Raw genomic sequence first — 23,091 nt, forward strand, 5'->3', positions numbered from 1 at the left:
CTTGCGTCGACGCTGACGGTCCGCGTCCGCTGCGCTGCGGGACGCCGGGGGATCGGGTCGGGGCTCCGTGGGGACGTCCGCGGCATCCGGAACGTTCTCATTTCGCGTCGGTTCGGAGTCGGGGTGGGAGCGATGCTGCGGGTTCATGCCCCCAGGAAACGGGACGGGACTAAGCGACTGTTATGGGGAAGCCGGTTGTTCGCCGTGGACGCGCCCGGGGGCCGTCGCGGCCGGCAGGCGGATCCGGAACACGGTCTCACCCGGCCGGCTCTCGAGCGAGAGTTCACCGTCGTGCGCGTCTACGATGGCGGAGGCGATCGCGAGCCCGAGCCCGGTGCCTCCGGTGTGCCTGGCACGCGACGCATCACCGCGCACGAAGCGTTCGAACACCGCTGCAGCGAGGGCCTCGTCGATTCCCGGTCCGTCGTCGCGGATCTCCACGATCGTCGTGTCGGCCTCCAGACGAAGGGCTGCGGTCACAACGGTTCCGGCGGGCGTATGCACGCGGGCGTTGTTCAGGAGATTCATGAGCACCTGATGGAGACGCATCGAATCGCCTGTGATCGTCACCCCGGTCTCCGGGACGTCGAGCAGCCACTCGTGGTCGCCTCCGGCGGCGCTCGCGTCGCTCACGGCATCGACGATGAGCTGCGTGAGGTTGACCGGTTCGGTGCGTACTTCGGTGCCTTCGTCGAGACGGGCGAGAAGCAGGAGGTCCTCGACGATCTTCGTCATTCGTACCGACTCCGACTCGATCCTGCCGAGCGTGTGCACCGCGCTCTCGGGCAGCTGCTCGGGAGACCGGCGCGTCAGCTCGGCGTATCCGCGGATCGAGGCGATCGGGGTGCGCAACTCGTGGCTTGCGTCGGCCACGAACTGGCGGAGCTTCTCCTCGCTCTCCTGCCGTGCGGAGAGCGCGCCGGAGACATGGTCAAGGAGGATGTTCAACGCCTGGCCGACCTGGCCGACCTCGCTCTCGGGCCGTGCATCACGCTGTTCGACACGCACGGGAAGCGCGACGTCCCCCTGGTGCAGCGGGATCTCGGCGACCTGCGTCGCGGCCTCGGCGATCCGGTCGAGCGGGCGCAGCGCTGCGCGTACGAACAGCGTGCCGGCGAACGCGGTGAGCACGATGCCGGCGAGGCCCGCCGCTCCGATGAGGAGCGAGAGCTGAAGCACCGTCGCGTTCGTGTCTGCGAGCGGGAGACCCATGATGAGGGCGCTGCTCCCGGTATTCGACGTGCCCCCGGCCTGCTGAGCGGTGCGCATGATCATCCGGTAGCTGCCGAGACCGCTGACCTCCACCGTTCTCGGGGTCCCGTCTTCGAAGCCCGCGTTCAACGCCGCGAGCTCCTCGTCGGTGAGGTTCCGCACCTTCCCGTCGCTTGCGATCACCTGCGCCGAGGTGGCCTCGCCGTTCCTGGACAGGCCGGCGATGGTTCCCTCGCGCTGCCCGGGCATTCCGAGTACTTCGGCGCCTGGCGGGGCGCCCCGACTCCCGGGGGGCTTGCCGTTCGGGGCGAACTGGTCGAAGGAGCGATCGGTCGCGGTGGCCAACTGCGTATCGAGGCGTTCGATGAGGTCGTTCCTCAACGCGATCGTGCTGAAGGTACCGACCGCGGCCGTGAGCACCGTGACGAGGACGATGATCCCGACCACGAGGGTGCGCCGGAGCGGCTGAGCCCGAGTCACTGCGCGGGCCTCAAGGCATAGCCCATGCCGTGGACCGTGTGGATCATCGGCGGACCCAGCCGGTTGATCTTCTTCCGGAGGTACGAGATGTAGAGCTCGACGACGTTGCTGCGCTCGTCGAGCTCATCGTTCCAGACGCGGCTGAGGAGCTGCGCCTTGCTCATCAGGTGCGACGGATTGTGCATGAGGAAGCTCAGCAGCTTGAACTCGGTGGCCGTCAGACTGATCGGAGTGTTCGCGCGACTGCACTCGAACGTCTCCTCGTTGAGCACGAGATCGCCCACGCGGAGCTCCGCTGCACCGCTCGAGACGAGAGTGAGGTTCGACCGGCGGAGCAGCGCGCGCAGGCGGGCGATGAGCTCTTCGAGACTGAAGGGCTTCGTGAGGTAGTCGTCTCCTCCGATCCCGAGGCCGGTGACGCGGTCGGATACGGCGTCCTTCGCGGTCAGCAGAAGAATCGGCATGAACAAGCCGTCGGCGTGCAGTCGCTGCACCACTCGGAGGCCGTCGATATGCGGCATCATGATGTCGAGCACCACGATGTCCGGCGTGACCTCACGGATCACGCTGAGCGCTTCCTGGCCATCCTTCGCGGTGCTGACGTCCCAGCCTTCGTAGCCGAGCGCGGTCGAGATCACCTCGACGAGCGACTCCTCGTCGTCGACCACGACCGCCCGGATCGGCGACCCGTCGGCGCGCGTGAGGACCGCCCAGTCGATCGCCGGGTCGGGGTACTGCTCGCAGCTCATACTCCCAGTATTCGAGCGGAGTTAAGCGGAAGCTGTGCGCGGTCCCGCGAGGGAACGCGTCGACGAAGCGCGCGCGGGGTAAGAAGAAACCCCCGCCGCTTCCGCGACGGGGGTTTCTGGTGAGTGGCGCGCCCCGAGGGATTCGAACCCCCGACCTTCTGATCCGTAGTCAGATGCTCTATCCAGCTGAGCTAGGGGCGCACTGTTGATCTCTCAACCCGGAAAACATTACCCGAAGTCCCGGGGAATGTGAAATCGGGTCGAGGATCCCGGGCGTGTTCGGCTCGGTGGCGCCGCGAGCGGTCACGCGAAAGCGCCTGCGGTGGGTCGCCCGGGCCGGTGCGCTGCGCGCCGTCGCGACAGCGGTTACGCTTGCTCCGTGTCTACCGAACTTCCGGCCGATCTGCAGCGAGCCGAGTCCCTGATCCGTGACGTCCCGGGCTTCCCGAAGCCCGGCATCGTCTTCCGCGATATCGCGCCCCTGCTGGCCGACGGGCCGGCGCTGCACGCGACCGCCGCGGCGCTCGTGGAGCCGTTCCGCGGTCAGTTCGACGTGGTCGCCGGGGTCGAGGCCCGCGGCTTCATCCTCGGCACGGCCGCCGCGGCGGTCGAGGGCGTCGGTTTCGTGCCGGTGCGCAAAGCGGGCAAGCTGCCGCGGCCGGCGGCATCGGAGGACTTCGCGCTCGAATACGGCACCGCCACGATCGAGGTGCATGACGACCTGCCGCGCGGTACCCGCGTGCTGCTCGTCGACGACGTGCTGGCCACGGGTGGCACGCTGGCGGCCGGACGCCGCCTGCTGGCGCGCGTCGGCTACGAGGTGATCGGCACCGCGGTGCTGTTCGAGATCGACGAACTCGGCGGCCGGGCGGTCGTCGGCGACGATCATCTGCACACGGTGTTCCGCGGCTGAGGGGCTCCGTTCCGCGACCCGCGAGACGGGCGCGCATGCTGCGCTGCGCAGGGGTCGCGCGGCAGAATAGCCGCTATGACCGAGAACGATGCCACCGCCGCCTTCTTCGCCGCACGCGATCAGCTGCTCGACCTGGCGGGGGATCCGGCGCGGGCCCGCTCCGAGTTCCGGTGGCCCGATGTCGGGCCGTCGTTCAACTGGGCCCACGACGTGTTCGACCGGATCGCCGAGGGTAACGAGATGACCGCGCTGCGGATCGCCGAGGAGGACGGGACCGAGCAGGCGCTGAGCTTCGCCGAACTGCGGCGCCGCAGTGATCAGGTCGCGAACTGGCTGCTGCGCATCGGTGCGCGCCCGGGCGACGTCGCGATGCTCATGCTCGGCAACCGGGTCGAGCTCTGGGAGCTCATGCTCGCGGCCATGAAGGTCGGCGTCGTGATCCTGCCGACCTCGGTGGTCCTGAGCGCGCACGAGCTCGCGGATCGGGTGGAACGCGGCCGAGTGCGCTTCGTCTTCGCCGGGCCGGAGGACGCGGTGAAGTTCGCCGAGGTCCCGGGCGACTACCGCGGCGTGGGAGTGGGCCTCGACGCGGGAAGTCAGGATCAGCGTGCGGCCCTCTACGATTGGCTGCGTTTCGAGGAGTCTCGCGCCGGCTCCGATGCGCCCGTGGCGAAGACCACCGCGAGCGATGATCCGGCGCTGCTCTATTTCACGAGCGGCACGACGAGCCTGCCGAAGATCGTGGTGCACACGCACACGAGCTATCCGCTGGGCCACCTCACCACCATGTCGTGGATCGGCGTGCGGCCGGGTGACGTGCACCTGGTGATCAGCGCACCGGGGTGGGCGAAGCACGCCTGGTCGAGCTTCTTCGGTCCGTGGCACGTCGGCGCCACGATCTTCGTCGCGAACTACGCGCGCTTCGAGCCGGCGCGTCTCGTCGCCGAGCTCGACCGGGCCGGCGTCACCTCGTTCTGCGCGCCTCCGACGGTGTGGCGCATGCTGATCCAGCAGAGGCTCGACCAGAAGCCCCGTGCGCTGCGCGAGCTGGTCTCGGCGGGAGAGCCGTTGAACCCCGAGGTGATCGCCCGGATCCGCGAGTGGTGGGGGCTCGAGATCCGCGACGGCTACGGCCAGACCGAGACCACCGCGCTGATCGGCACCATGCCGGGCGAGGCCGTGGTGCCCGGCGCCATGGGTCGGCCCCTGCCCGGGGTCGACGTGGTGCTCGTCAACCCCGCGACGGGCGAGCGCGGCGACGAGGGCGAGATCTGCCTGCCGATGGAGCCGCGTCCCACGAACCTCATGCCGGGCTACTTCGGCAACGACAAGGCGACCGCGAAGGCCACGAGCGGGGGCCTGTTCCACACGGGCGACGTCGCCCAGCGCGATGCCGACGGGATGCTCACCTTCGTCGGGCGCACCGATGACATCTTCAAGTCCAGCGACTTCAAGGTGTCCCCCTTCGAGGTCGAGAGCGCGCTGCTCGAGCACGCGGCGGTGGCCGAGGCCGCGGTCGTCGGGGCTCCCGACGACACTCGGCTCAACGTGACGAAGGCCTATGTCGCCCTCGCCGCTGGCTGGGACGAGAGCGCGGAGACGGCGCGGGCGATCCTGGCGCACGCGCGCGTCGCCCTGCCGCCCTACATGCGGGTGCGCCGCGTCGAGTTCTTCGAGCTGCCCAAGACGACCTCGGGGAAGATCCGTCGCGTGGAGCTGCGGCAGCGCGAAGAGGCGGCGCACGCCGCCGGCGAGCGGCCTGCAGGCGAATGGCGGGAGGGTGACTTTTCCGATCTGAAGGGGTAGCTTCGGGCTTGAAACCGGATGGGCGTTACTGTAGCGTTCAACTAAATCCGGGTGGCAACGGTGCTCCCCGGAGTTGCATGGGGGAAAACAATGACCGTTTCCAGTCAGACCGAATCCATTGACACCGACCGCCGGGCCGCGAAGCGGCGCAAGATCGGCGCCCTGCTCGCGGGCGGGCTCGTGCTCGGCGTGGGCGCCGCAGTCACACTCGCATCGTGGAACGATTCCGAGTTCGCGAAGGCCAACCTGACGGCGGGTACCTTCGTATTCCAGGGCTCCATCGACGGCACCACCTTCGCCGATCACGCCAGCTCCGGCGGTGCGGCCTCGTTGACCTTCAGCACGGGCTTCGACAAGCTCAGCCCGAACGCCGTGGTCTACGCGCCCTACGCGCTCAAGCTCACCGGCTCGTCGCCGGCGACGCTCACCCCCGCCACTCCGACGGTGACGGGTGCGCTCAGCGGCAAGGCGACCTTCGCCGCGGTGCAGACGACGACCTTCGGGTGCAACGCCGGCGCGTTCACGGGCGGCACCGCTCTGGTGACGACGATGTCTCCCGGCGACACGGTGAACCTCTGCCTCCAGGTGACGGCGGGATCCACCATCGCGCAGGGCGATACCGGAACCGTCGTCTGGCAGTGGGACGCCGTCTCGCAGTAGGTGCGGAGCACTGCTGTGACTGCGCCTGCGCCGAACGGGTCGGGGCGGTCGCGCCGAGCGCGCCGCCTCGACCTCGTCGCGCGCCGACGCGGCCTGACCTTCCGCCGAGTCCGCGCGCTCATGGCCGGGGCGCTCGTGCTGGGCGTCGGCGCGACCGCGACGCTCGCCGCCTGGACCGATCAGGAGAACGCGAAGACCACCCTCACCGCGGGCACCTTCGCGTTGGAATCCCTCGTCTCGGGCGGCAGCTGGACCGAAACGACGGCGCCGGCCGCGGCCGCGGTGCTCCCGCTCGCGGCGACCGGCATGATGCCGGGAACGAGCAAGGCCGCCTGGATCCAGATCCGGACCAAGGCCGGCAGCGGAGCCGGCACCGTGAACCTCACCGGCGTCACGCTCGCGACGACACCCGCCGACCCGGCCGTCGACCCGAACAAGTCGTTCGGCGACGCGCTCACGGTGCGCATCGGCACGGTCGCGACGACGGGCGACTGCGTTCCGACCTGGACCGGCGGCTCCCTCGCGACCAAGATCAGCACGTTGCCGACCGGGCTCGCCCCGGCGACCGTCGGTGCGAACTCCGCCACCGTCGCGATCTACTGCGTCGTGGTCACGCTCCCCACGAACGCGGCGAACACGGCGCAGGGCGGCAGCGTGACCCCGACCTGGGCGTTCACGGGAACCTCGAGCTGAGCGGGCACCGATGACTCAGGAACGCGCGGGCTGGGGGCGGGCGGCGCGGACGACGGGACGCGTCGTCCGCGAGACGCTGCTCACCGTCGCGGCGCTCGGGGGCGCCGCGTGCATCGTGCTCGTGATCCTCGCGTTCACGGGCGGCTACTCGCTCATCATGTTCAAGACCGGATCGATGTCGCCGACGATCCCGACCGGTTCCGTCGCGCTGGTGCGCGAGATCCCGGCCGCGGAGGCGAAGGTCGGCGACGTGCTCACGGTCGACCGGCCGGGCAAGCTCCCGGTGACCCACCGCGTCACCTCGGTCGCGCCCGCCGACGGCGACCCGAGCGAGCGCGTGATCACCCTGAAGGGCGACGCGAACCAGACCGAGGACCCCGAGCCCTACCGGATCGCCCACGCCCGGGTCGTGATCGGTTCGGTGCCGGGGCTGGCGACCGTGATCGTCTGGTTCGGCAGCCCGTGGATCATGGGCGGGATCACCGTCGCCGCCGCGATCCTCGTCACCTGGGCGTTCTGGCCACGCGAGCGGGAGTACCGCGATCGGAGGTCGACGAAGCGATCCGCTGCTCCGGTGGTGAGCGGCGCCCTGGCGCTCGCGGCGGTGCTGGGGGCCGGCGGCTCGGTGCTCCTCTCGGCCCCGACTCCGGCCGGCGCTGCTCCGATCGTGGCTGCTCCATCGAGCGCCTCGGACATCCTGAGCCTGAGGTCCGACCTCGCGCCCGACGCTGTGCTGCAGCTGAGCCGTGATCGTCCGGTGTACTGGCACGTGGACGCCGACGCATCGCGGGCGCCCGGCGACGGGTCTCTCTCGATCTCGCTCGCCGGGGCGGGTGACTCGTCGCTCGGCCTGCGCGCAGAGGTGCGGACCTGCGCGGCGGCCTGGACCTCGGATGGATGCCGCGCGGGGGAGCAGCTGCTCCGGGCCGATGGACCGGTGCTGCTCGACGGGCGGTTCTCGCGCGTGCTCACGGTCGCCACGCCGTTCGATGCGCACCTGCGGATCGCGCTCACCGCAGACCCGCGGCCCGGAGCCGGGGCGGACGGCGCCGAAGCCGGTCCGCTCGCGCGCGGCAGCCTCACACTGCGCGCCGACGCGGGCGAAGATACCGAACAGGTCGGGATCGGCGGGGAGGGCCCGCTCGCCCGCACCGGCTGGGAACCCGCACGCCTGATTGCGGCACCGGCCGCCGCCGCTGTGGGCCTCGGGATCGCGCTGCTCGCGCGACGTCGGGTTCGAGATTCTGCGGGCGATGCCGTCTCCGCCGAAGGGATCGCCCAGTGATGCGCCGACGAAACCCGGGGTGGAGCAGGGGGATCGCCGCGATCCTGTCGCTCGGCCTGCTCACCGGGCTCGCGGTCGGAACTCCCACGGTGTTGCGTCCCCAGCCCGTCGCCGCAGCGTGGACGGATCAGGAGAACGGGAAAACGACGATCACCGCCGGCACGGTGCCGAACCCAACCAATCTGACGTGCACGCTGAACGGAGTCCTGGGCCTGGGCGGGCTCCTGCAATCCATCACGCTGACCTGGAAGTCGGCTCTCCCGCCGACCGCATCCTTCCGAATCGGAATCGTGAACGGCGCGAACGGGACGCCGACGACGGGCAACGTCACGGTGACCCCGACCCTCGTCGGAGGGACGCAGGACACCTACACCGCGACGATTCCGATCGGATTGCTCACCGGCCTGCTCGCGAGTCTCATCGGAGGAACTGCGACCATCGGAGTGTCGGGAACCGCCGGCGATCACTGGGTCTCTCCGGGGTGGGCTCGAGCCGAGATCAAGGTCGCCCTGCTCGGCCTCCTCCTGGGCTCCAGCTGCACGCCGCTCTGATCCAACCGCTCACCCGAGCAGCGCGGCGCAGCGCGCGATCCGCTCCCGCCACCAGCGTTCGCGCTCGACGGGCGCGCGGAACCGTTCGAGGGCAGCGGCGTCGAGGTCCGGGCGGCGTACGGCGATCGCGCCGTCGATCGGGAGGAGCGGGTCGGCGGCCACATCGCCGTCGAGCAGCGCGACCGTGCCGAGTCCGCAGGCGCCCGCGAGCATCCCGTCGGGGAGCGCCGCGGCGAGGTGCAGACCCATCGAGATGCCGACCGAGGTGTCGAGAGCGCTCGACACGACCACCGGCAGCCCCGCCTCGGTCACGATGTCGAGCGCCCGGCCGATTCCGCCGAGCGGTTGCGCCTTCACGATCAGCAGATCGGCGGCACCGGCGCGGGCCACCGCGAGCGGATCCTCGGCCTTGCGCACGCTCTCGTCGGCCGCGATGCGGACCGGGGTGCCGTTCGCGGCGAGCCGCCGGCGCACCTCGGCGAGCTCGGGAACGGTGGCGCAGGGCTGCTCTGCATAGTCCAGGTCGAACTCGGCGAGCGCGGTGAGCGCGAAGACCGCCTCGTCGACGCTCCACCCCGTGTTGGCGTCGACGCGCACGCGCGCATCGGGTCCCATCTCCGCGCGCACGGCGCGCACCCGCGCGGTGTCATCCGCGAGGGATCGACCCCGTTCGGCGACCTTGACCTTCGCGGTGCGGCAGCCGGGGAAGCGCGCGAGGATTTCGGGCACTTCAGCGGCGGGTACGGCGGGCACCGTGGCGTTGACGTCGATCGACTCCCGCAGCGGTGCCGGGCTGCCGCCCCAGCCGAAATCGACGGCGGCACGCAGCCAGTGCGCGGCCTCGGCGTCGCCGTACTCGACGAAGGGCGAGAACTCGCTCGCGCCCAGGGGCGCGTCGAACAGCACGGCCTCGCGCACCGCGATGCCCCGGAACCGGGTGCGGGTCGGGATCGCGACCACGCGAGCGCTGGCGAGGAGCTCGTCGACGGGCACGTGCGGGATCTGTTCCATGCCCCCATTCTCGCGGGTGCGCATCCGCTCGGAGTGCAATCAAATTGCAAGCGGCCTGCGTAGGCTTGAGCCATGAGTGATCCCGCAGCGTCCGGTGCAGCAGCGAACCCGGTCTCCGACATCTTCGAACCCGCCGAGTGGGAGCTCGCTCCCGGCGCGGAGCGCTATACCGACATCACCGCGCACCTGAGCCGCGACGGGCGGATCGCCCGCGTCGCCTTCGACCGGCCCGAGGTGCGCAACGCCTTCCGTCCGCACACCGTCGACGAGCTGTACGACGCGCTCGAGCGGGTCCGCGTTAATCCCCGGGTCGGCGTCGTGCTGCTCACGGGTAACGGGCCGAGCCCGAAGGACGGCGGCTGGGCGTTCTGCTCGGGCGGCGACCAGCGGATCCGCGGTCGCGACGGCTACAAGTACTCGGACGATGAAGCGAGCGTGGGTCCCGAAGGCCTGGCGCGGGCAGGCCGGCTGCACATCCTCGAGGTGCAGCGGCTCATCCGCTTCATGCCGAAGGTCGTCATCGCCCTGGTGCCCGGATGGGCCGCGGGCGGCGGGCACTCGCTGAACGTGATCTGCGACCTGTCGATCGCGAGCGAGGAGCACGCGCGGTTCAAGCAGACCGATGCCGACGTGGGATCGTTCGACGCGGGCTACGGCAGCGCCTACTTCGCGCGGCAGATCGGCCAGAAGAACGCGCGCGAGGTGTTCTTCCTCGCCCGCGAGTACTCGGCGCAGCGCGCCTACGAGATGGGGGCCGTCAACGCGGTCGTGCCGCACGCCGAGCTCGAGCGCACCGGGATCGAGTGGGCGCGCGAGATCCTCGGCAAGTCGCCGACGGCGATCCGCATGCTGAAGTACGCCTTCAACGCGGTCGACGACGGGCTCGTCGGGCAGCAGCTGTTCGCGGGGGAGACCACCCGTCTCGCCTACGGCACCGACGAGGCCGTCGAGGGTCGCGACTCGTTCCTCGAGAAGCGCGAGCCCGACTGGTCGCCGTTCCCGTACCACTACTGAGCGGTCGGGCCGGCGCGGCCTACGCGGCCTGCTCGGCCTTCTTCGCGCGGCGCAGTTCGTGCAGCAGCGGCTCGGTGTAGCCGCTCGGCTGCACCGCGCCCTCGACGATCAGTCGTCGGGCCGCGGTGAACGCGAGCCCCGGCGTCGCGCCGTCGGCGCCGAGCAGCGGTTCGTAGGAGTGGTCGGCGGCGTTCTGCCGGTCCACGACAGCCGCGAACTCGACGAGCGCCGCGTCCACCTGCTCCTCGGTGATGACGCCGTGCAGCAGCCAGTTGGCGAGCAGCTGCGCCGAGATGCGCAGGGTGGCGCGATCCTCCATGAGCGCGACGTCGTGGATGTCGGGCACCTTCGAGCATCCGATGCCCTGATCGATCCAGCGCACCACGTAGCCGAGGATCGACTGCGCGTTGTTCTCCAGCTCGGCCCGCACCGTCTCGGGGTCGAGGTCAGAGGGGGCGGCGAGCGGGATGTCGAGCAGCCGGTCGAGACTGTCGGCACCCGCCGGGGGCAGCGCAGCCCGCTCGGCGAAGGCGTCGGCGAGGTGGTAGTGGATCGCGTGCAGCGTGCCGGCGGTGGGCGACGGCACCCAGGCGGTCGAGGCGCCCGCGCGCACGTGGCCGATCTTCTGCTCGAGCATGTCGTGCATGAGGTCGGGCATCGCCCACATGCCCTTGCCGATCTGGGCGTGCCCGGTCAGGCCGCAGGCGACGCCGATCTCGACGTTGCGCGCCTCGTACGCGGGGAGCCAGGGACGGGTGCGGACCGCGGCCTTCGGCAGGAACGGCCCCGCGTGCATGGAGGTGTGGATTTCGTCGCCGGTGCGGTCGAGGAAGCCGGTGTTGATGAAGACGACCCGATCCTGCGCCTCGGCGATGCAGGCTGCGAGATTCGCGGAGGTGCGGCGTTCCTCGTCCATGATCCCGATCTTGAGGGTGCGCTCCGGGAGTCCCAGCAGCTCCTCGACCCGGGAGAACAGGGCGACGGTGAACGCGACCTCGTCGGGGCCGTGCATCTTGGGCTTCACGATGTAGACGGAGCCGGTACGCGAGTTGGCACGGTCGCCGCGCAGGTCGTCGAGGGATCCGAGCGCGGTCATGATCGCGTCGACGATCCCCTCGGGCACCTCCCGGCCGTCGCGGTCCAGGATCGAGTCGCCGGTCATGAGGTGACCGACGTTGCGCACGAACAGTACCGAGCGGCCGGGCAGCGAGAGCTCGCCTCCGCCGGGCGCCGTGTAGACGCGGTCGGGGTTCATCGAGCGGACGAAGGTCTCTCCGCCCTTCTCGATCCGCTCGGCGAGCGAGCCGTCCATCAGTCCGCGCCAGTTGCGGTAGCCGAGCGCCTTGTCCTCGGCGTCGACCGCGGCGACGGAGTCCTCGAGATCCATGATCGTCGTGAGCGCCGATTCGAGCACGATGTCCTGCACCCCGGCGGCATCGCCGGTGCCGATGCGGCCGGAGCGATCGATCAGGATCTCCACGTGCAGGCCGTGGTGCGCGAGCAGGATCGAGTCGGGCGCCCCGGGTGCACCCGTGTACCCGACGAACCCGGCGGGATCCGCGAGGCCGACCGCGCCGCCGGCGGTCGCGACTGCGAGCGCGCCGTCGCGCACCGAATAGCTCGTCGAGTCGGTGTGGGATCCCGAGGCGAGCGGGGCGACCGTGTCGAGGAGTTCGCGACCGCGGGCGATGACGGCGGCGGCGCGCGTCGTGTTGAAGGAGGAACCCGGGGCCAGGTCCCCGTCGCGGGGGATCGCATCGGTGCCGTAGAGCGCGTCGTAGAGGGAACCCCAGCGGGCGTTGGCCGCGTTCAGCGCGAAGCGCGCGTTCAGGATCGGCACGACGAGCTGGGGGCCGGCGAGCCGGGCGATCTCGGGTGCGACGTCGGCGGTGCTCGCGGAGACCGCCGCAGGTTCGGGGCGCAGGTAGCCGATCTCGGCGAGGAACGCGCGGTACGCCGTCGGCTCCGGGGTGCCCGGCGCGGCGCGGTGGTAGTCGTCGATCCGTTGCTGCAGTTCGGCGCGCACCCGCAGCAGTTCGGCGTTGCGCGGGGCCAGTTCGTGCACGAGGTCGCTCACCCCGGCCCAGAATGCGGCGCGGTCAATGCCGTGCCGGTCGAGGGATTCCTCAGCGAAGGCGGCGATGGGCTCCGCGACGGAGAGGTCTGCGCGGGTGGCGTGAACGGTCATGCGGGACTCCTGTGTCTGGCCGACTCCGGGTCGGGGCGATGCGGTCAACGATAGCGACTTGATCCACGATTCGGAGTAAGCATTCCGTATAGTGGAATCATGATCGACAGTGGGCAGAGTGGAGCCGGTCCGTCCGGACAGGTGCAGTCGGTGGCCCGCGCCTTCGGGCTGCTCGAGGAGCTCGCGGCCGCGGCGGTCACGGCCCACGACGGGGCGATGCAGCTGGCCGAACTCGCATCGCGGACGGGGCTCGCCGTCCCCACCGCGCACCGCCTGCTCCGCACGCTCCAGGGGCTCGGGTACGTGCGGCAGCTCGAATCGCGCGCGTACGCGCTGGGCCCCGGACTCATCGGCCTGGGCGAACGCGCCACGCCGCGCCTCGCCGAGCGGGCCCGCGCGACGCTCGTCCGTATGGAGGAGGCGGCGCAGGAGACCGCGAACCTTGCGATCCTCGACGGCGACGACGTCGCATACATCGCGCAGGTGCCGTCGCGGCATCGGATGCGCATGTTCACCGAGGTCGGGCGCCGCGTACTGCCGCACGCGAGCGGCGTCGGCAAGGCCATGCTCGCGACCCTGCCGGAGACGCGGGTGCGCGAGATCGTGGCGCGCACCGGCCTGCCCGGGTACACGCCGACGACGCTCACGACGGTGGACGCGCTGCTCGCCGATCTCCGCGGGATCCAGCACCGGGGCTTCTCCATCGACGACGGCGAGCAGGAGGTCGGGGTGCGCTGCATCGCGGTCGCGGTCCCCGGGGCGCACCCGCCCGCCGCGCTCTCGATCTCGGGACCGGCAGCCCGCATGACGGACGCCATCGTCCGCACGGCCGTCGACGAGTTGCTTCGCGGAGCGCGGAGCCTCGGCGACTCGGCGGGCTGAACGGGCTCCGGTGTTCGGCCCGGATCCTGCGACGGCCGGTATCCTGGAGGGTGTGACTTCGAAAGCTCCGATCCGAGCGATCCCCACCGGTGATCGGGCCTGGCTGCTGGCCGCGCTCGCCGACGCGCTCGACGGCGGAACCCCCGTGCTCCCCGTTCCCGACGGCTCCGAGAGCGCGGCGCTGGGGGCGCTGCAGCAGCTGCCGGAGAACGAGCTGCTCGAGGGCACCGCGCTCGTGATCCTGACCTCGGGGTCGAGCGGAATTCCCAAGGCCGTCGCGCTGTCGGCGTCCGCGCTGCGGGCCAGCGCCGAGGCGACGCACGAGCGGCTCGGCGGGCCGGGCCAGTGGATCGTGGCGCTGCCGACGCACCTGATCTCGGGCGTGCAGATGCTCGTCCGGTCGATCGTGTGCGGCACCGAGCCGGTGTTCTTCGACGACCCGAGCGGCCGCCCCTTCGACCCCGCCGCCTTCCTCGACGCCTGCGACGCGGCCGACGGCGGTTCGACGGGCCGTCGCTACGTCTCGCTCGTGCCGGTGCAGTTCGCGCGGTTGCTCGAGCTCGCCGAGCAGGATCCGGACGCTGCCGAGCGGCTGCGCGCCATCGACGGCGTGCTCGTCGGCGGGCAGGCCGTGACCCTCGAGGTGCGTCGTCGCGCCCACGCTCTCGGCGTGCGGCTGCGCCGCAGCTACGGCATGACCGAGACCGCGGGCGGCTGCGTGTACGACGGCGTCGAGATCGGCGACACCCGGGTGCGGATCCGTGCCGGGGAGGTGCAGCTCGCGGGGCCGAGCCTCGCGCTCGGGTACATCGGGGACCCGGTGCTCACCGCCGAGAAGTTCGCCGAGGAGGTCGGCCGTGACGGCGTGCCGACGCGCTGGTACCGCACGGGGGACGCCGGCGAACTGCTCGGCGGCATGCTGACCGTGACCGGTCGTCTCGACCGCGTCCTCGTCTCGGGCGGCGTCAACGTGTCGCTCGACGAGATCGAGCGGATCGCACGCGAGCACGCCGGATGGGACTCCGCCGTCGCGGTACGGGTGCCCGACGCCGAGTGGGGCGAACGGCCCGGGCTCGTGGTCGAGATCGCCGATTCGGCGGGTGCCGCGCGCGCCGACTTCGACGCGATCCGCGCCGTGATCCGCGAACGGCTGGGCGCGGCGGCCGCCCCCGAGTGGTCGACCGAGATCGACCGCATGCCGCGCCTGCCGGGCGGCAAGCCCGATCTGCGGGCGATCGACGAGTGGATCGGCCGGCTCCGCGCGAGCTTCGCCGAGACCCGCGCGGCAGGCAGCGCCGCCGCGCACAGCCAGGAGGACGACGCATGAACCAGCACGCCAAGGACCCCCGCCACTCGGGCAACCCCGCGGTGCGCGCCGCAGCGGAGCGCCTCGAGCGCGAGGGGCACCGCGCGGCCATCACCTGGCGGGACTGGGTGGGCGGTGCGCGTCTGCGCACGCTGCCGCTCGCGATCGCGCCGGTCGCGGCCGGCGCCGGCGTCGCCCACATGGTGCGCGGCTTCTCACTGCCGCTGACGCTGCTCGCGCTCGCCGTCGCGGTGTTCCTGCAGATCGGCGTGAACTACGCGAACGACTACTCCGACGGGATCCGCGGCACCGACGCGTTCCGGGTGGGCCCGGCCCGCCTCACCGGCTCCGGCCTCGTCGACCCGAAGCGGGTGCTGCGCACCGCGCTCGTGTTCTTCGGCCTCGCCGCGGTCGCGGGTCTCGCCGCGGTGATCATCAGCGGCCGCTGGTGGTTCCTGGCGCTCGGCGTTGTCGCGATCCTCGCCGCCTGGTTCTACACGGGCGGCAAGCGGCCCTACGGCTACGCCGGTCTCGGCGAGCTCATGGTGTTCATCTTCTTCGGTCTCGTCGCGACCGTCGGCACGGTGTACCTGCAGACCGACGTGCAGACGCAGGAGGCCTGGATCGCGGGCGCCGGTGTCGGGCTGTTCGCCGTCGCGGTGCTCGTGGCCAACAACCTGCGCGACATCCCGACCGACACGCTCGCGGGCAAGAAGACGCTGTCGGTGCGGATCGGCGACCGCGCGTCGCGGATCCTCTACGTCGTCTGCGTGCTGCTGCCGTTCGTGGTCCCGGCGCTCTACGTCGTGGTCGACCCCGGCATGGTGCTCGTCTGGTTCGTGCTCTTCCTCGCGGTGCCCTGCGCGGTCATCGTGCTGTTCGCCAAGACGGCGAAGGAACTGGTGCTGGTGCTGGCGCTCACGAGCTTCGCGGCGCTCGCCTACGGCGTGCTGGTCGGCGTCGCCTTCGCCTTCTGAACCGGACGGCCCGTCGCCGGGGCTCTACCGGTGCGGCTGGCGATCAGACCCGCGCCCATGAGCGCGGCGCCGACGATCCAGGCCCAGAGCGCTCCCGTGCCGACGAGCACGGTCAGCACGCCCGCCGCCCCGGCGACGGTGCCGAGCACGGCACGTGCGAGCGGTGACCGCTCGGCCGCTCGGGCCGCAGCGGTCCCGGCCACGGTGACCGGCGCCCGCTTCGGCCCGCGCTCGAAGCGGGCGAGCGCGAGGACGACCGGGGCGACGGCCAGGCCTGCGGCCACCAGCCAGGCGGGTCGGGTCGCCCACCACTCGATCGACAGCGGGACGGGGAGCGCGGAGCCGCCGACGAGCAGCAGCCCGGCGAGCAGCACGACGACGGGCATGTGCCAGGAGTACACCGTCATCGCGCGCGAGTTCAGCGCGTCCGATGCCCGCTGGACCGCGGGCAGCTCGGCCCAGCGCGCGAGCGTCGGGCGGACCGCCGCGAACAGGGCGCACTGCGCGATCCCGAGCAGCGCGAGCGCCGCGGTGGGCGGGTTGAGCGCCTCGAAGAGGTTCGCCGGGGACGCGCCGATCGCGACCAGGGCGACGATCCCGCCGATCGCGATCGCCGCGGTGCGCGGGCTCGGTGCGATGCCGTCGGCGAGGCGGTAGCCCAGCTGCTGCACGAACACCCAGACGAGCAGCAGGTTCGCGAAGCCGATCGCGTCGACGCCGGTCAGCAGGCGCAGGCCGTCGACGGCGCCGATCGCCAGGCCGAGCCCGAGCAGCGTCGCGCGAGGGGCGCGCTCGTGCAGGCGGAGGGTGAGCGGGACGAGCGCCGAGCAGAGCACGTAGACCCCGAGGAACCACAGCGGCTGGCTGATCCGCCACCCCGCGGTCGCGACCATCGCGGGGTCGAGCCCGGCGGCGCTCAGACCGGCGAGCGCGAGCGCGGTGGCGGCCGCCGCCAGGAGCGGCACGGGAAGCAGGCGCCGCAGTCGCGCGGAGACGTAACCGGCGGCGGATGCTCCCCGTGCGCGCATGCGGCGGGAGTGCAGGGCCGAAGCGAACCCTCCCATGATGAAAAACAGCGGCATCATCTGCGCGACCCACGAGAACACGGTGAAGCCGTCCCAGCGTTCGAGCGCGTTCTCGAGCACGACGGTGCCGTCCGAGACGCTCACACCCACCATGAGCGCGTGCACGCCGACGACCGCGAGCAGGCAGGCCGCGCGCACGAGGTCCACGGCGCGGTCCCGCCCGCTCGGCGCGGCGGCGGGGGCGGAACGGGCGATGCGATGGGCGGTCGCGGTGCGCGGAGCCGGAGCGATGATGGCCATGGGGCGGTCCTTCCGATGGGGTCGGAAGAAACGGTCCCGCGCAGGGTCTGCGGCCGGCATCGCCCCCGGGCGCCAAACCGACCCCCTACCGCGGTGCTACCCCGCCTCGTTCAGCGGTCGGGCTGCACGAGGCCCGCATCGTAGGCGAGGATCACGGCCTGCACCCGATCGCGCAGCCCGAGCTTCGCGAAGATCCGCGTCACGTGGGTCTTCACGGTCTGCTCGGCGATGAACAGCTCCGCCGCGATCTCGGTGTTCGACCGCCCGCGCGCGATCCGCTCCAGGATCTCGCGCTCCCGCTCGGTCAGACCCGCGAGCCGGAGGGCGTGGCGGTCGCTCGGCGGTCGCTGCTCGGCGAAGCGTTCCAGCAGCCGACGGGTCACGCTCGGGGCGAGCAGGGCATCGCCCGAGGCGACGACGCGCACGGCCTGCACCAGGTCCGCGGGAGGCGCGTCCTTCAGCAGGAACCCGCTCGCCCCGGCGGCGAGGGCGTCGTGCACGTACTCGTCGATGTCGAACGTGGTGAGGATCACCACGCGCGGGCGGTGGTCGACCCGAGGCGGTGGATCCATGAGGCGGCGGGTGGCCTCGAGCCCGTTCGTGCCGGGCATGCGCACGTCCATCAGCACGACATCGGGGCGCAGCCGTTGCGCGAGCGCGACGCCCTCCTCGCCGTCGGCGGCCTGCCCCACCACCTCGATGTCGGGCTGCGCGTCGAGGATCGCCGCGAAGCCGGCGCGAACCATGGCCTGGTCGTCGACGATGAGCACGGAAACGGTCATGGGGTTCGAGCCTCCGGGGGCTGGGGGTGCAGGGGGACGAGCGCGGTGACCGCGAACCCGCCATCGGGCGAGGGCTCCGCGGTCAGGACTCCGCCGAGCGCGACCACGCGTTCGCGCATCCCGCGGATCCCGTGACCGCTCGGGTCGGCCGCGGGCACGGCGCGACCCGGCAGTGTCGTGTTGCGGACCCGGACGATCAGCGCGTCGGCCTCGGGGTCGAGGTCGAGCTCGACGACGGCGTCGGCGCCGGGGGCGTGCCGAGCGACGTTGCCGAGCGATTCCTGCACGACGCGGTACACGGTGAGCGCAGGGAAGCGATCCACCGACTGCCGTACCTCGGCCGGCAGTCGGTCGAGCAGCTCGGCCCGCGACCGCGAGACGAGCTCCGGCAGCTCGGCCAGGCCCGGCTGGGGCGCGTCCTCGGCATCGCCGTCGGCGCGCAGCACGCCGAGCAGCGTGCGCATCTCGCCGAGCGCGAGCCGCGCGGTCGCGGCGAGCTCGTCGAACTCTGTGGCGACCTCGTCGGAGATCCCCGAGTGCCGGTAGCGCGCGCTCGCGGCCTGCACCTGGATCACCGACATCCCGTGCGCGACCACGTCGTGCATCTCGCGTGCGATCCGGGTCCGCTCCTCGGCGACCTGTCTGCGGGCGAGCGATAGCTCGGAGGCCTCTTCGGCCTCGGCCAGACGTTGCCGGTTGCGGATCCAGGACCGGGTGAAGAGCGCGATCAGGATCGCGAGGCCCGCGAGTGCGACGAAGACGATCAGGTCGGCGATGACGGGCCCGACGGCGAGGCGCTGGCCGCGTGCCAGCGTCACTGCGAGCGCGGTGCCCGCCGTGAGGATCCCGCCTCCCGCGGACATGAGCCACTGGCCCTGCAGCGCGGCGATGCCGAGGGTCGCGGCGAAGCCGATCGTGGTGGCGACCGGGACCGGCCACGGCGCGGCGCCCGTCGCCGCGAGCGCGTTCAGCTCCGAGACGGCTCCGACGACGGCGACGGCGACGCCGAGCACGGGGAACCGGACCGACAGGAGCAGCCCGGCGGAATGGAGCAGCGCCACGACGATGCTCACGACGGGCGGGACCCCGTAGACGGTCGCACCCAGCGAGGCGCTGACGGCGAGCAGCGCGAGCGCGAGCGCCGAGACGGCCGCCCAGGCGAGGAGCGGGATGCGAGGCCGGGCGGTCATGCGGCAAGGGTACCGCGCGGGGTGCGCGGGATTCCGAGGTCACTTCGAACGGGGGCGGCGTAGCGCGGCGGGCTCGGTGCGGGAATCCGTCGCCCGATTCGAAATCGACCCTTGCCTCCGGCTCCGCGGCGGCGATAGGCTGACTTCCGGTATCCCACGACCCGGAAAGGAGCAGGCACATGGTACGCATCATCCCGTCCCAGTTCGCAGCTCTTCCGGGCATCGCGCTGTCCGGACGCTAGTTCCGCCGCTCCGCTGGCCGCTCCAAGAGCCCGCCAGCAGCAGAGCCAGCCGCACGACTCCAGCTCACGCGCATCTTCGCGCACGCACGCACCTCAGGGAACATGACCACTTCACACGCCGACACGGCACCTCAGTCCCAGCGACTCTCGACGCTGCGCGCACTCGCGCGGCTCCTGCCCTTCGCGAAGCCCGCCCTGCCCCGCCTCATCGGCGGGCTGATCGTCGGCCTCGCCGCGGCAGTCACCAGCCTGCTCATCCCGCTCGCGCTCCAGTACGTGATCGACGGCCCCCTCACCTCGGGCGACCGCACGGCGTTCCTCTGGGCGGCCTTCGGCGTGCTCGCGCTCGGAGTCGGCGAGGCGCTGTTCGTCTTCCTGCGCCGCACCCTCGTCCTGACGCCCGCCGCCGCGGTCGAGTACTCGGTCCGGCAGGCCTTCTACCGACGACTGCAGCGCCTGCAGGTCGCCTTCCACGACCGGTGGCAGTCCGGGCAGCTGCTCAGCCGAATGATGCAGGACATCGGCCTCATCAGGCGCTGGCTGGCCTTCGGCTCCATCCTGCTCGTCATCAACGTGACCACCATGATCATCGGGATGGCGCTGCTGTTCCGCTGGCACTGGGCGCTGGGCGTCGGCTTCGTCGTCTGCAGCATCCCGATCTGGGTGGTCGGCTGGCGCTTCGAACAGCGCTACGGCGCGCTCACGCGCACCAGTCAGGACCAGGCGGGCGATCTCGCGACCGCGGTCGAGGAGAGCGTCCACGGCATCCGCGTGCTGAAGGCCTTCGGGCGCGGCGGCCACGCGCTCGGCGACTTCGAGCGCAAGGCCGAGACGCTGCGCGCGACCGAGATGAGCAAGGCGCGCGAGATGGGCGTGATCTGGTTCTGGTACGAGCTGGTGCCGATCATGGCGCAGAGCACGTGCTTCATCATCGGGGTCGTGCTGGCCGCGCAGGGGCAGCTCACCGTCGGCGAGCTGTTCGCCTTCTTCGCGCTGGCCGCCGCGATGCTCTGGCCGATGGGATCCCTCGGCTTCCTGTTCTCGTTCCTCATCGACACCCGCACTGCGACCGATCGCGTCTTCGAGGTGTTCGATGCGCCGATCCTCATCGAGGACCCCGCCGAGCCGCGCACGATCGCGGAGCCGAACGGCGCGCTGGCGTTCCGCGGGGTGCACTTCCGCTATCCGGATGCGAAGGAGCCCGAGGCCGATCTGATCGACGGGCTCGACCTCGTGCTGCGCCCGGGCGAGACGATGGCGCTCGTCGGTGCGACCGGCAGCGGCAAGACGACCCTCACCGCGCTGCCGACCCGGCTCTACGACGTCACCGCCGGATCGGTCGAGATCGATGGCGTCGACGTGCGCGAACTGCGGCTCGAAGAACTGCGCAGCCTCATCGGCGTCGCGTTCGAGGAACCGATCCTGTTCTCGGCCAGCGTGCGCGAGAACGTGCTGCTCGGGCGCCACGATCTCGCCCCGGGAAGCGCCGAGGCGGACTCGGTGCTGCGCGAAGCGCTCGACGTCGCGCAGGCCGGTTTCGTCCACGATCTGCCCGACGGGGTCGATACCGAGGTGGGGGAGGAGGGGCTCAGCCTCTCCGGTGGTCAGCGGCAGCGCCTCGCGCTCGCCCGCGTGGTCGCGGCCAACCCGTCCGTGATGGTGCTCGACGACCCGCTGTCCGCGCTCGACGTCGACACCGAGGCGCTCGTCGAGGCCGCGCTCCGGCGCGTGCTCTCCGGCACCACCGCGCTGATCGTCGCGCACCGGCCGTCGACGGTCGCCCTCGCCGACCGCGTCGCGGTCATGCGCGACGGCCGCATCGACGCGGTCGGTACCCACGGCGAACTGCTCCGCAGCAGCGAGCACTACCGCTATCTGATCTCCAGCATCGAAGAGGAGGGCCGGCGATGAGCCCCGAGACCGTCCGCGGAACCCGCGGAGAGGATCGCGAGCACTACACCCGTGCCGAGAGCCGCGCGATCCGGCGGCGTTCGCTGCGCCTGCTCGGTTCGATCCTGAAACCGTTGCGCCGGCTCGTCCTCCTCACGATGGTCGTCGTGATCGCGTCGACCGCGCTGCGGGCCGTCGGGCCCACGCTGCTCGCCTTCGGCATCGACGAGGCGCTGCCGCGCGCCGTGGACCAGGGCGACTGGTGGCCGGCGATCGGCATCGGTGCCGCGTTCCTCGCGACCGGCGGCATCGGCGCGGCACTCGTCGGCTGGTACGTGATCCTCATCGCCCGGGTCACCCAGGCGGTCATGCTCGAGCTGCGCATGCGGATCTTCCGGCATACCCAGCGACTCAGCCTGGAGTTCCACGAGGGCTACACCTCGGGCCGCATCATCTCGCGCCAGACGAGCGACCTCGAGTCGATCCAGGAACTGCTGCACGGCAGCCTGAACGAGCTCGTGGACGCCGTGCTGCTGGGCACGTTCACCCTGATCGCGCTGTTCCTGCTCGACTGGCGCTCCGGTCTCGTGCTGCTCGGCTTCGGCCTGCCGCTCGTCGCGCTCATGTGGTGGTTCGTGCGCGAGTCCCAGAAGGGCTTCCGTTCGACGCGCGTCGTCAGCGCCCGGCTCATCGTCCAGTTCGTCGAGACCATGACGGGCATCCGCGCTGTGCAGGCGTTCCGTCGTGAGAAGCGGAACGATGCGGTGTTCGGCAGGGTGTCCGACGACTACCGCCGGGCGAACGTCCGCGTGATCCGGCTGTTCGGCGCGCTCGATCCGGGCCTGATCCTGCTCGCGAACCTGACCATCGCGGTCGTGCTGCTCTGGGGCGGCCTGCGGGTGATGGATGCCGGCCTCGCGATCGGCGTGCTGCTCGCGGCGGTGCTGTACGTCCGCAACTTCTTCGGGCCGATCGAGGACGTGGCGATGTTCCTCAACTCCTACCAGTCCGCGGCGGCGGCGCTCGAGAAGGTGTCGGGCGTACTCGAGGAGGAACCGACCGTGCGCGATCCGGAGGCGCCGGTGCGGCTGTCCGCCGCTCACGGTGCGCTCTCCTTCGAGAGCGTGCGCTTCGGGTACGCGAGCGGGCGCACGGTGCTCGACCTCATCGGTCCCGAGCAGCGCGATCTCGTGCTGCCTGCGGGGCAGACGGTCGCGCTCGTCGGCACCACGGGAGCCGGCAAGTCGACCCTGGCCAAGCTGGTGGCGCGCTTCTACGATCCGAGCGAGGGCCGGGTCGCGCTCGACGGCGTCGACCTGCGCGACCTCGCGCCGGCGGACCTGCGGCGCGCGATCGTCATGGTGACGCAGGAGGCCTACCTGTTCAGCGGAACCGTGGCAGACAACATCGCGCTGGGCAAGCCCGACGCGACACCGGATGAGATCCGGGCGGCGGCGCGGGCGGTCGGGGCCGATGCCTTCATCGAGTCCCTGCCCGACGGTTATGCCACGGACGTCAACAAGCGCGGCGGCCGCGTGTCCGCGGGGCAGCGCCAGCTGATCTCGTTCGCGCGCGCGTTCCTCGCGGATCCCGCGGTGCTGATCCTCGACGAGGCGACCGCGTCGCTCGACCTGCCGAGCGAGCGCCAGGTGCAGGACGCGCTGCAGCGCCTGCTCGCCGACCGCACGGCGATCATCATCGCGCACCGGCTGTCGACGGTCGCGATCGCGGATCGGGTGCTCGTGATGGAGCACGGACGTGTGATCGAGGACGGGGCCCCGAGCGAGCTCATCGCTTCGGGGGGCAAGTTCGCCGGTCTGCACGCGGCGTGGGAGGACTCTCTGGCGTAGCGGGAGGCGGAGTTATCCACAGATCAGGGGATCCGGGCCCACCGCCTCGGCTCCCCTGACAGCATGGGTACTCCACCCCCTTCCC

Annotated in this window: 19 protein-coding genes and 1 tRNA gene; 12 read left to right on the top strand and 8 right to left on the bottom strand. The window is 71.5% G+C overall.

Features of this window, described 5'->3' with window-relative positions:
- Nucleotides 1–180: 180 nt before the first annotated feature.
- The 3 genes from BMH31_RS08860 to BMH31_RS08870 all read right to left on the bottom strand — a co-directional run bounded on the left by BMH31_RS08860 (nt 181) and on the right by BMH31_RS08870 (nt 2,642).
- Nucleotides 181–1,692 (bottom strand): HAMP domain-containing sensor histidine kinase, encoded by a 1,512-nt coding sequence (locus BMH31_RS08860; protein ID WP_099722735.1) that lies wholly within the window; start codon nt 1,690–1,692, stop codon nt 181–183.
- Nucleotides 1,689–2,441 carry a response regulator transcription factor gene (locus BMH31_RS08865; RefSeq protein ID WP_099722736.1) on the bottom strand — a complete coding sequence of 251 codons (753 nt, stop codon included), beginning with the start codon at nt 2,439–2,441 and terminating at the stop codon, nt 1,689–1,691. Before BMH31_RS08865 ends, BMH31_RS08860 begins: the two co-directional genes overlap by 4 nt.
- A gap of 124 nt (nt 2,442–2,565) precedes the next feature.
- Nucleotides 2,566–2,642 (bottom strand) — tRNA-Arg (locus BMH31_RS08870).
- A 178-nt stretch (nt 2,643–2,820) separates the two neighbouring features.
- On the opposite strand from BMH31_RS08870, the gene BMH31_RS08875 reads away from it, so the two are divergent.
- The 6 genes from BMH31_RS08875 to BMH31_RS08900 all read left to right on the top strand — a co-directional run bounded on the left by BMH31_RS08875 (nt 2,821) and on the right by BMH31_RS08900 (nt 8,349).
- Nucleotides 2,821–3,354, top strand: coding sequence for an adenine phosphoribosyltransferase (locus tag BMH31_RS08875; RefSeq protein ID WP_099722737.1), 534 nt, complete (start codon nt 2,821–2,823; stop codon nt 3,352–3,354).
- Between the two features lie 75 nt (nt 3,355–3,429).
- The gene (locus BMH31_RS08880; RefSeq protein ID WP_099722738.1) at nt 3,430–5,160 is read left to right on the top strand and encodes an AMP-binding protein; all 1,731 of its coding nucleotides are present in this window, start codon (nt 3,430–3,432) and stop codon (nt 5,158–5,160) included.
- 90 nt (nt 5,161–5,250) lie between these two features.
- Nucleotides 5,251–5,820, top strand: a complete 570-nt coding sequence (locus BMH31_RS08885) for a SipW-dependent-type signal peptide-containing protein (protein ID WP_241898206.1) — start codon at nt 5,251–5,253, stop codon at nt 5,818–5,820.
- Nucleotides 5,821–5,835: 15 nt separating this feature from the next.
- A complete protein-coding gene (locus BMH31_RS08890; RefSeq protein ID WP_099722739.1) occupies nt 5,836–6,513 on the top strand; it encodes a SipW-dependent-type signal peptide-containing protein in 678 nt (225 codons plus the stop codon).
- Between the two features lie 10 nt (nt 6,514–6,523).
- On the top strand, nt 6,524–7,798 hold the full coding sequence (locus BMH31_RS15405; RefSeq protein WP_143469831.1) for a signal peptidase I: 1,275 nt from the start codon (nt 6,524–6,526) through the stop codon (nt 7,796–7,798).
- On the top strand, nt 7,798–8,349 hold the full coding sequence (locus BMH31_RS08900; RefSeq protein ID WP_099722740.1) for a hypothetical protein: 552 nt from the start codon (nt 7,798–7,800) through the stop codon (nt 8,347–8,349). Before BMH31_RS15405 ends, BMH31_RS08900 begins: the two co-directional genes overlap by 1 nt.
- Nucleotides 8,350–8,358: 9 nt before the next feature.
- Here the strand turns inward: BMH31_RS08900 and BMH31_RS08905 are convergent, their stop codons facing one another.
- On the bottom strand, nt 8,359–9,360 hold the full coding sequence (locus tag BMH31_RS08905; protein WP_099722741.1) for an o-succinylbenzoate synthase: 1,002 nt from the start codon (nt 9,358–9,360) through the stop codon (nt 8,359–8,361).
- Between the two features lie 72 nt (nt 9,361–9,432).
- Here BMH31_RS08905 and BMH31_RS08910 point away from each other — a divergent pair, with 72 nt between their 5' ends.
- Nucleotides 9,433–10,374, top strand: a complete 942-nt coding sequence (locus BMH31_RS08910) for a 1,4-dihydroxy-2-naphthoyl-CoA synthase (protein ID WP_099722742.1) — start codon at nt 9,433–9,435, stop codon at nt 10,372–10,374.
- A 19-nt stretch (nt 10,375–10,393) separates the two neighbouring features.
- Here the strand turns inward: BMH31_RS08910 and BMH31_RS08915 are convergent, their stop codons facing one another.
- Nucleotides 10,394–12,562: a malate synthase G gene (locus BMH31_RS08915; RefSeq protein WP_099722743.1), complete on the bottom strand. Its 2,169-nt coding sequence runs from the start codon at nt 12,560–12,562 to the stop codon at nt 10,394–10,396.
- Between the two features lie 99 nt (nt 12,563–12,661).
- Here BMH31_RS08915 and BMH31_RS08920 point away from each other — a divergent pair, with 99 nt between their 5' ends.
- Genes BMH31_RS08920 through BMH31_RS08930 form a run of 3 tightly spaced genes read left to right on the top strand, consistent with a single transcriptional unit; the run spans nt 12,662 to nt 15,727 of the window.
- Nucleotides 12,662–13,444 carry an IclR family transcriptional regulator gene (locus BMH31_RS08920; protein ID WP_099722744.1) on the top strand — a complete coding sequence of 261 codons (783 nt, stop codon included), beginning with the start codon at nt 12,662–12,664 and terminating at the stop codon, nt 13,442–13,444.
- Between the two features lie 52 nt (nt 13,445–13,496).
- A complete protein-coding gene (locus tag BMH31_RS08925) occupies nt 13,497–14,771 on the top strand; it encodes an AMP-binding protein (RefSeq protein ID WP_241898207.1) in 1,275 nt (424 codons plus the stop codon).
- The gene (locus tag BMH31_RS08930; protein WP_099722745.1) at nt 14,768–15,727 is read left to right on the top strand and encodes a 1,4-dihydroxy-2-naphthoate polyprenyltransferase; all 960 of its coding nucleotides are present in this window, start codon (nt 14,768–14,770) and stop codon (nt 15,725–15,727) included. Before BMH31_RS08925 ends, BMH31_RS08930 begins: the two co-directional genes overlap by 4 nt.
- On the opposite strand, the gene BMH31_RS08935 is transcribed toward BMH31_RS08930, so the two are convergent.
- The 3 genes from BMH31_RS08935 to BMH31_RS08945 form a co-directional block, all read right to left on the bottom strand.
- Nucleotides 15,691–17,052 carry an acyltransferase gene (locus BMH31_RS08935; protein WP_158234923.1) on the bottom strand — a complete coding sequence of 454 codons (1,362 nt, stop codon included), beginning with the start codon at nt 17,050–17,052 and terminating at the stop codon, nt 15,691–15,693. The two genes, BMH31_RS08930 and BMH31_RS08935, sit on opposite strands and share 37 nt — an antisense overlap.
- 110 nt (nt 17,053–17,162) lie before the next feature.
- Complete coding sequence (locus BMH31_RS08940) at nt 17,163–17,834, bottom strand: response regulator transcription factor (protein ID WP_099722747.1); 672 nt, start codon at nt 17,832–17,834, stop codon at nt 17,163–17,165.
- A complete protein-coding gene (locus BMH31_RS08945; protein WP_099722748.1) occupies nt 17,831–19,024 on the bottom strand; it encodes a histidine kinase in 1,194 nt (397 codons plus the stop codon). The genes BMH31_RS08940 and BMH31_RS08945 overlap by 4 nt, the downstream gene beginning before the upstream one ends.
- A 344-nt stretch (nt 19,025–19,368) precedes the next feature.
- On the opposite strand from BMH31_RS08945, the gene BMH31_RS08950 reads away from it, so the two are divergent.
- Entirely contained in the window at nt 19,369–21,177 is a 1,809-nt protein-coding gene (locus BMH31_RS08950) for an ABC transporter ATP-binding protein (RefSeq protein WP_099722749.1), read from the top strand.
- Nucleotides 21,174–23,006 (top strand): ABC transporter ATP-binding protein, encoded by a 1,833-nt coding sequence (locus BMH31_RS08955; RefSeq protein WP_099722750.1) that lies wholly within the window; start codon nt 21,174–21,176, stop codon nt 23,004–23,006. The genes BMH31_RS08950 and BMH31_RS08955 overlap by 4 nt, the downstream gene beginning before the upstream one ends.
- Nucleotides 23,007–23,091: the final 85 nt, after the last annotated feature.

This window comes from Leucobacter sp. OLIS6 (assembly GCF_002752355.1).
In the GTDB taxonomy this organism is placed as follows: domain Bacteria; phylum Actinomycetota; class Actinomycetes; order Actinomycetales; family Microbacteriaceae; genus Leucobacter.